The sequence below is a fragment of the Streptomyces flavofungini genome (genome assembly GCF_041028215.1).
Classification (GTDB): Bacteria; Actinomycetota; Actinomycetes; order Streptomycetales; family Streptomycetaceae; genus Streptomyces; species Streptomyces flavofungini_B.
Genome location: NZ_JASKYR010000531.1, coordinates 1 through 6041 on the forward strand (window position 1 = coordinate 1; position 6041 = coordinate 6041).

Consider the following 6041-nt stretch of genomic DNA (forward strand, 5'->3'; position numbering starts at 1 on the left):
GTACGGGACGGGCAGTCCGATCGACGATCCGGCCCGGGAGAAGGCCGTGCTGGACGCGGTGGCCGAGCAGGCGCGGTCGGCCGGGGCCGATCCCGGGGTGACCGTGCGGATCTTCCGGGACCAGATCGAGGCCAACAAGGTGGTCCAGCGGGGGCTGTTCCGGCGCTGGGACGCCGACCCGGCGCAGGCCCCGGCCGAGCGGCCCGATCTCGCCGAGGTGCGCCAGGAGATCAACCGGGTCAACGGCGAACTGGTGCGGGGCATCGCCGCCTCCGGGGGCGCGCGGGCGTCGGCGCGCTGCGGCGGTGCGCTGACCGTGGCGGCCGTACGGGTGCGGCACGAGGGGCGTCTCGACGCGCTGCACAGCGTGGGGCTCGGGCGGGCGCTGCGGTCAGTCTGTTCGGGCTGAGGCGCCGGGGAAGGCGAAGCGCGGCATGAAGAACTGGGCGACGGGGCCGACCGTGAACGCGTAGAGGACGGTGCCCACACCGACCGTTCCGCCGAGCAGCCAGCCGACGCCGAGCACACCCACCTCAAGCAGCGTGCGCACCCTGCGCAGGGAGTGGCCGGTGAGCGCGGAAAGCCCGGTCATCAGGCCGTCCCTCGGGCCGGGCCCGAAGCGTGCGCCGACGTACACGGCCACCGCGAAGCCGTTGAGCAGGACGCCGCCGACGAGCAGGGCGCAGCGGGCGGGCAGGCCCGGGTGGCCGGGGAGCAGGGCCAGGCCCACGTCGGAGGTGACCGCGAGGACCGCGATGTTGGCGACGGTGCCCAGTGCCGGGCGCTGGCGCAGGGGAATCCAGGCCAGCAGCACCAGGACGCCCACGACGGCGGTGACGGTGCCGAAGCTCAGGGCCGTGCGCTCCTGGAGACCCTCGTTCAGCACGCTCCAGGAGTTGACGCCGAGTGCCGCCCTGACCATGGCCGCGAGGCTGAATCCGTACAGCGCCAGACCGGCGAGGAGCTGTGCCAGCCGCCTCAGCGGTCGCTCGCTCACGGGGAGGTAGGTAAGGTCCAGGCGTCTGCCCTGCCGTTGCCGCCGTGCATGTTGTTGATGCCGTTGCCGCGCTTGTCGCATGGGGGTGCCTCCGTGGGTGTACGGGGGTGGGGTGCGGGCCACTGGCCTCGCTTCAAGGCCAGTGCGGCCACTCTGTAGAGTGATTGGCTCTGATGGCACGGCCAATTCCGGGAGAATGGTGTGGTTGACGCGACGGTGGACCGCAGCCTCGGCAGTCGGCGGCTCGCCGCGCTGCTGCCCGACCCGGCCGGTGTGCGGCCCGCCTACCGGCACCTCGCGCGGGCGATCAGCGAACTGATCCTGGACGGACGCGTCGCCCCGCACGTCAGACTGCCCGCCGAGCGCGACCTGGCCGCCGCGCTGAACACCAGCAGGACCACCGTCACCGCCGTGTACGACCTGCTGCGCGAGGGCGGCTACGCACACAGCCGCCAGGGCGCGGGCACCTGGACGGCCCTGCCCGAAGGGCGTACCCCGACCGGGGTGCGGCGGCTGCTCGCGACGGCCGAGGACTCCGTGATCGACCTGGCGCGGGCCGCGCAGGGGCTGCCGGAAGGGGTCCTCCCCGACGCCCTGGCCCGGATCGCGCCGCGCCTCGCCGAGCACGCGGAGACGCCCGGATACCACCCCTACGGGCTGCCGGAGCTGCGCGCCGCCGTCGCCGAGCGCTACACCCGGCGGGGCCTGACCACGGTGCCGGACCAGATCCTGGTGACCTCGGGGGCCCAGCACGCGCTGACCCTCGTCCTGGCGCTGCTGTGCCGCCCCGGTGACCGCGTCCTGACCGAGAATCCGACCTACCCGAACGCCCTGGAGGCCATGCGCCGCGCCCGGTTGCGTACGGTGGCGGTGCCCGTGACGGACACGGGCTGGGACATTGAGGTCGTCGAGTCGTCCTTCACGCAGGCGGTGCCCCAACTCGCCTATCTCATCCCGGACTTCCACAACCCGACCGGATGTCTCATGCCGGAGGAGGAGCGGGTGCGCGTGCTGCGCGCCGCCCGGCGGTCCGGTGGCTGGCTCGTCGTCGACGAGACCCTCGCCGAACTCGCCCTCGACGTCCCCGCGCCGCCGCCCCTTGCCTCCCTCGCGGCGCGCGGCGAGGCGGGGCAGCTCATCACCGTCGGTTCCATGAGCAAGACGCACTGGGCCGGTCTGCGCATCGGCTGGCTGCGCGCTCCCGCGCGGCTCGTCACCGAACTCGCGGGGCAGCGCGTCGCCAACGACATGGGTGGCCCGGTCCTCGACCAGCTCCTCGCCCTCGACCTCCTCGACCGCGCCGACGACCTGCTGACCGGCCGTCTGGAGCGGCTGCGCGCCCAGCGTGCCGCGCTGGCAGACGCGCTGGCCGAGCACCTCCCCGGCTGGAACTGGCGGCTGCCGCCCGGCGGTCTCTCGCTCTGGGTCGACCTCGGAGAGCCGGTCGCCGCCGCGCTCGCCGAGCGGGCCCTCGGCAAGGGGGTGCGGATCGAGAGCGGCTCCTGCTTCGCCACCGACCCGGGCGTCTTCGAGCAGCGGCTCCGCATCCCGTACACCACCGGCCCCGGCACCCTGCGCGAGGCCGTGCGGAGGATGGCCGCCGTGCTGGCCGAGGGCCTTCCTGCGGCCAAGGGGGAGCGGCGGCCGCTGTGGGTGGCCTGAGGCCCGCGGCTAACCCTTCGCCGTCACCGTCCTGGCCCAGCGGCTAACCCTTCGCCGCCACGGTCTTCGCCCAGCGGTAGTCCGCCTTGCCGCTGGGGGAGCGCTGGATGTGGTCCGTGAAGACCGCCGAGCGCGGGATCTTGTACCCGGCGAGCAGCGTGCGGCAATGGTTCTGTACGGCCGTCAGGTCAAGGGCCGCCGCGTCGGGGCGGAGCTGGATCACGGCGGCCACCCTGTTGCCCCAGCGCTCGTCGGGGACCCCCGCGACCAGGGCGTCGTAGATGTCGGGGTGGGACTTCAGGGCCTGCTCGACCTCTTCGGGGTAGACCTTCTCGCCGCCGGTGTTGATGCACTGCGAGCCCCGGCCGAGGACGGTGACGATGCCGTCGTCGCCGACCGTGGCCATGTCGCCGAGCAGCACCCAGCGCTCGTCGCCCTTCCGGAAGAACACCTCGGCGCTCTTCACCGGGTCGTTGTAGTAGCCGAGCGGCACATGGCCGCGCTGGGCGAGGCGGCCGGTCCCGCCGACCGGCACGGGCTCGTGCGTGGCCGGGTCCACCACCCGCGTACGGTCGTTGACCTCCAGGCGGAAGCCCTTCTCGGGGCCCGAGTCGTCGGTGGCCTTGCCGTTGGAGCCCGACTCGGAGGAGCCGAAGTTGTTCAGGAGCAGCACGTTCGGCACCAGCTCCTGGAACTGGGCGCGCACCGTCTCCGACATGATCGCCCCGGAGGAGGAGACGCTGAACAGCGAGGAGAGGTCGGCGCCCTTGAGCGGGCCGTGCAGCGCGTCGATGAGCGGCCTGAGCATCGCGTCGCCCACCAGCGACACACTGGAGACCTTCTCCTTCTCGATGGTGCGGATCACCTCCTCGGGCACGTACTTGCGGTGCAGGGCCACCCGCTGCCCGTAGTGGAAGGCGATGAACGACGTCAGCGTCGACGTGCCGTGCATCAGCGGGGGAGTGGGGAAGAAGGTGAGGCCGGGGCCGCCCGCCGCGACGTTCTCGGCCAGTTCCTCGGGCCGCTTCACCGGCTCGCCCGCCGGATCGCCGCCGAAGAGCCCGGCGAAGAAGAGGTCCTCCTGGCGCCACATGACGCCCTTGGGCATGCCGGTGGTGCCGCCGGTGTAGATGATGAAGAGGTCGTCCGGCGAGCGGGGCCCGAAGCCCCGGCCGGGTGACCCCGACGCCTCCGCCTCCGTGAACGCCACCGCGTCGAGAGCGGGCGCGTCGGCGGGCGGCGCGCCCACCCGTATGAGGTGCCGCAGCTTCTCCGTGCGCGGCAGGGCCGCCGCGACCCGGCCGGTGAACTCCGCGTCGAAGACGAGTGCCGCGAGATCCGCGTCGCGGTAGAGGTAGACCAGCTCCTCCTCCACGTAGCGGTAGTTGACGTTCACCGGTACCAGGCGGGCCTTCAGGCAGGCCAGGACGGTCTGGAGGTACTCGACGCCGTTGTAGAGGTGCAGGCCCAGGTGTTCGCCTGGGCGCAGGCCGCTGTCGATCAGGTGGTGCGCGATGCGGTTGGCGGCGGTGTCGAGTCCGGCGTAGGTCAGGCGGCGTTCCGCGCCCGTGCCGGGATGGTCGATGTAGACGATGGCCTCGCGGTCGGGGACCACGTCGACGACCGACTCGAACAGGTCGGCAAGGTTGTACTCCACCACGCTCCTCCTGACCCCGGCGTCCACACCGACGCTGATTCCGTCGTCCGGTCCCATCCACCCCGTCGTCGCGCCTGGCGGTCATCAGAGCAGAGGCACCGGTAACTGGGAAGGGCCGCCGCAGAATAAACTGACTGGGTGTCAGAAAACTCTTGAACTGGCTCCCCGCCTACTGCAACCTGTTCCAGGTCCGGAATCGACAGGCCCGGTGGGCCGTCGATGCCGTCGGTGGAGGGAGCTCGGCACATGGGTGGGACGGAACATCTCTCCGTGCGGCGCGAAGGCGCCACACTGATACTCACGCTGAACAGGCCCGAGGCGAAGAACGCCCTCTCGCTGCCGATGCTCGTCGGTCTGTACGACGGCTGGCTCGCGGCCGACGAGGACGACGAGGTCCGCTCGATCGTGCTCACCGGGGCGGGCGGCGCCTTCTGCGCGGGCATGGACCTCAAGGCACTCGCGGGCGGCGGGATGGCGGGGGACCAGTACCGGGACCGGATGCGGGACGACCCCGACCTGCACTGGAAGGCGATGCTGCGGCACCACCGCCCCCGTAAGCCCGTCATCGCCGCCGTCGAGGGGTACTGCGTGGCGGGCGGTACGGAGATTCTCCAGGGCACCGACATCCGGGTCGCGGGGGAGTCGGCGACGTTCGGGCTCTTCGAGGTGCGGCGGGGGCTCTTCCCCATCGGGGGGTCCACCGTGCGGCTGCCCCGGCAGATACCGCGTACGCACGCCCTGGAGATGCTGCTGACCGGGCGCCCCTACTCGGCCGCCGAGGCCGCGGCCATCGGGCTCGTCGGGCATGTCGTGCCGGACGGCACGGCGCTGGACGAGGCGCTGGTCATCGCGGAGCGGATCAACGGGTGCGGGCCGCTGGCCGTGGAGGCGGTCAAGGCCTCCGTGTACGAGGCCGCGGAGCTCTCCGAGGGGGAGGGGCTGGCGGCCGAGCTGAAGCGGGGGTGGCCGATCTTTGGTACCTCCGATGCGGAAGAGGGCTCCAGAGCCTTTGCGGAGAAACGTGCGGCGGTGTTTCGGCGGGCCTGAGTTCTTTCCGCTGCGCGGGGCTTCCTTCCGCTGCGCGGGGCCCCGTCCGCTGCGCGGGCTTCATCCGCTGCGGGTGGGTGGGGGCTTGTCGCGCCGTTCCCCGCGCCCCTGGGGGTGCCTCCTGGCGTCTCTCTGCCGTGTGCGGATTTGTTGTGGCTTGTCGCGCAGTTCCCCGCGCCCCTCGGGGCGCCCTCATCGAAAGGGAGATCGGCCGTGTCCACTGTCCCCGCACCGGAGGTGCTTCGTGCGCCTCTTGTTGTTGAGTTTCCCTTCACCCGGTCGCTCGGGCCCGTGCAGAGTGCGTTTCTCGGTGGGCTGCGGGAGCGCACCGTGCTCGGAGTGACCTGCGGGGACGGGCGGGTGCTCGTGCCGCCCGTGGAGTACGACCCCGTGACCGCTGAGGAGATACGTGACCTCGTCGAGGTCGGCGCCGCCGGGACCGTCACCACCTGGGCCTGGAACCACGAGCCCCGGCGGGGGCAGCCGCTCGGGACGCCCTTCGCCTGGGTGCTCGTACGGCTCGACGGGGCCGACACCGCCCTGCTGCACGCGCTCGACGTGCCGGGGCCCGAGGACGTACGGACCGGGATGCGGGTGCGCGTGCGGTGGGCCGAGGAGCGGGTGGGGGCCATCACCGACATCGCCTGCTTCGAGCCGGAGACCGGAACGGAAGTGGGG

General features: G+C 72.3%; 6 protein-coding genes. 4 read left to right on the forward strand and 2 right to left on the reverse strand.

Annotated elements, in window-relative coordinates:
* Positions 1-409, forward strand: a 409-nt coding sequence (gene aroQ, locus AB8Z36_RS28865; protein ID WP_369216326.1) for a gamma subclass chorismate mutase AroQ, incomplete at its 5' end; no start/stop codon positions are given.
* Here aroQ and yczE read toward each other — a convergent pair.
* A complete protein-coding gene (gene yczE, locus AB8Z36_RS28870; RefSeq protein WP_369216327.1) occupies positions 392-997 on the reverse strand; it encodes a membrane protein YczE in 606 nt (201 codons plus the stop codon). The two genes, aroQ and yczE, sit on opposite strands and share 18 nt — an antisense overlap.
* Before the next feature lie 201 nt (positions 998-1198).
* On the opposite strand from yczE, the gene yczR reads away from it, so the two are divergent.
* Positions 1199-2659 carry a MocR-like transcription factor YczR gene (gene yczR / locus AB8Z36_RS28875; protein ID WP_369216328.1) on the forward strand — a complete coding sequence of 487 codons (1461 nt, stop codon included), beginning with the start codon at positions 1199-1201 and terminating at the stop codon, positions 2657-2659.
* Between the two features lie 43 nt (positions 2660-2702).
* Here yczR and AB8Z36_RS28880 read toward each other — a convergent pair whose 3' ends face one another.
* Entirely contained in the window at positions 2703-4316 is a 1614-nt protein-coding gene (locus tag AB8Z36_RS28880; RefSeq protein WP_369216329.1) for an acyl-CoA synthetase, read from the reverse strand.
* A gap of 246 nt (positions 4317-4562) precedes the next feature.
* Between AB8Z36_RS28880 and AB8Z36_RS28885 the strand changes: the two genes are divergently transcribed.
* Both AB8Z36_RS28885 and AB8Z36_RS28890 read left to right on the forward strand, forming a co-directional pair.
* Positions 4563-5363, forward strand: a complete 801-nt coding sequence (locus AB8Z36_RS28885; protein WP_369216330.1) for a crotonase/enoyl-CoA hydratase family protein — start codon at positions 4563-4565, stop codon at positions 5361-5363.
* A gap of 213 nt (positions 5364-5576) precedes the next feature.
* On the forward strand, positions 5577-6041 hold a 465-nt coding region (locus tag AB8Z36_RS28890; RefSeq protein WP_369216331.1), incomplete at its 3' end, for a Zn-ribbon domain-containing OB-fold protein.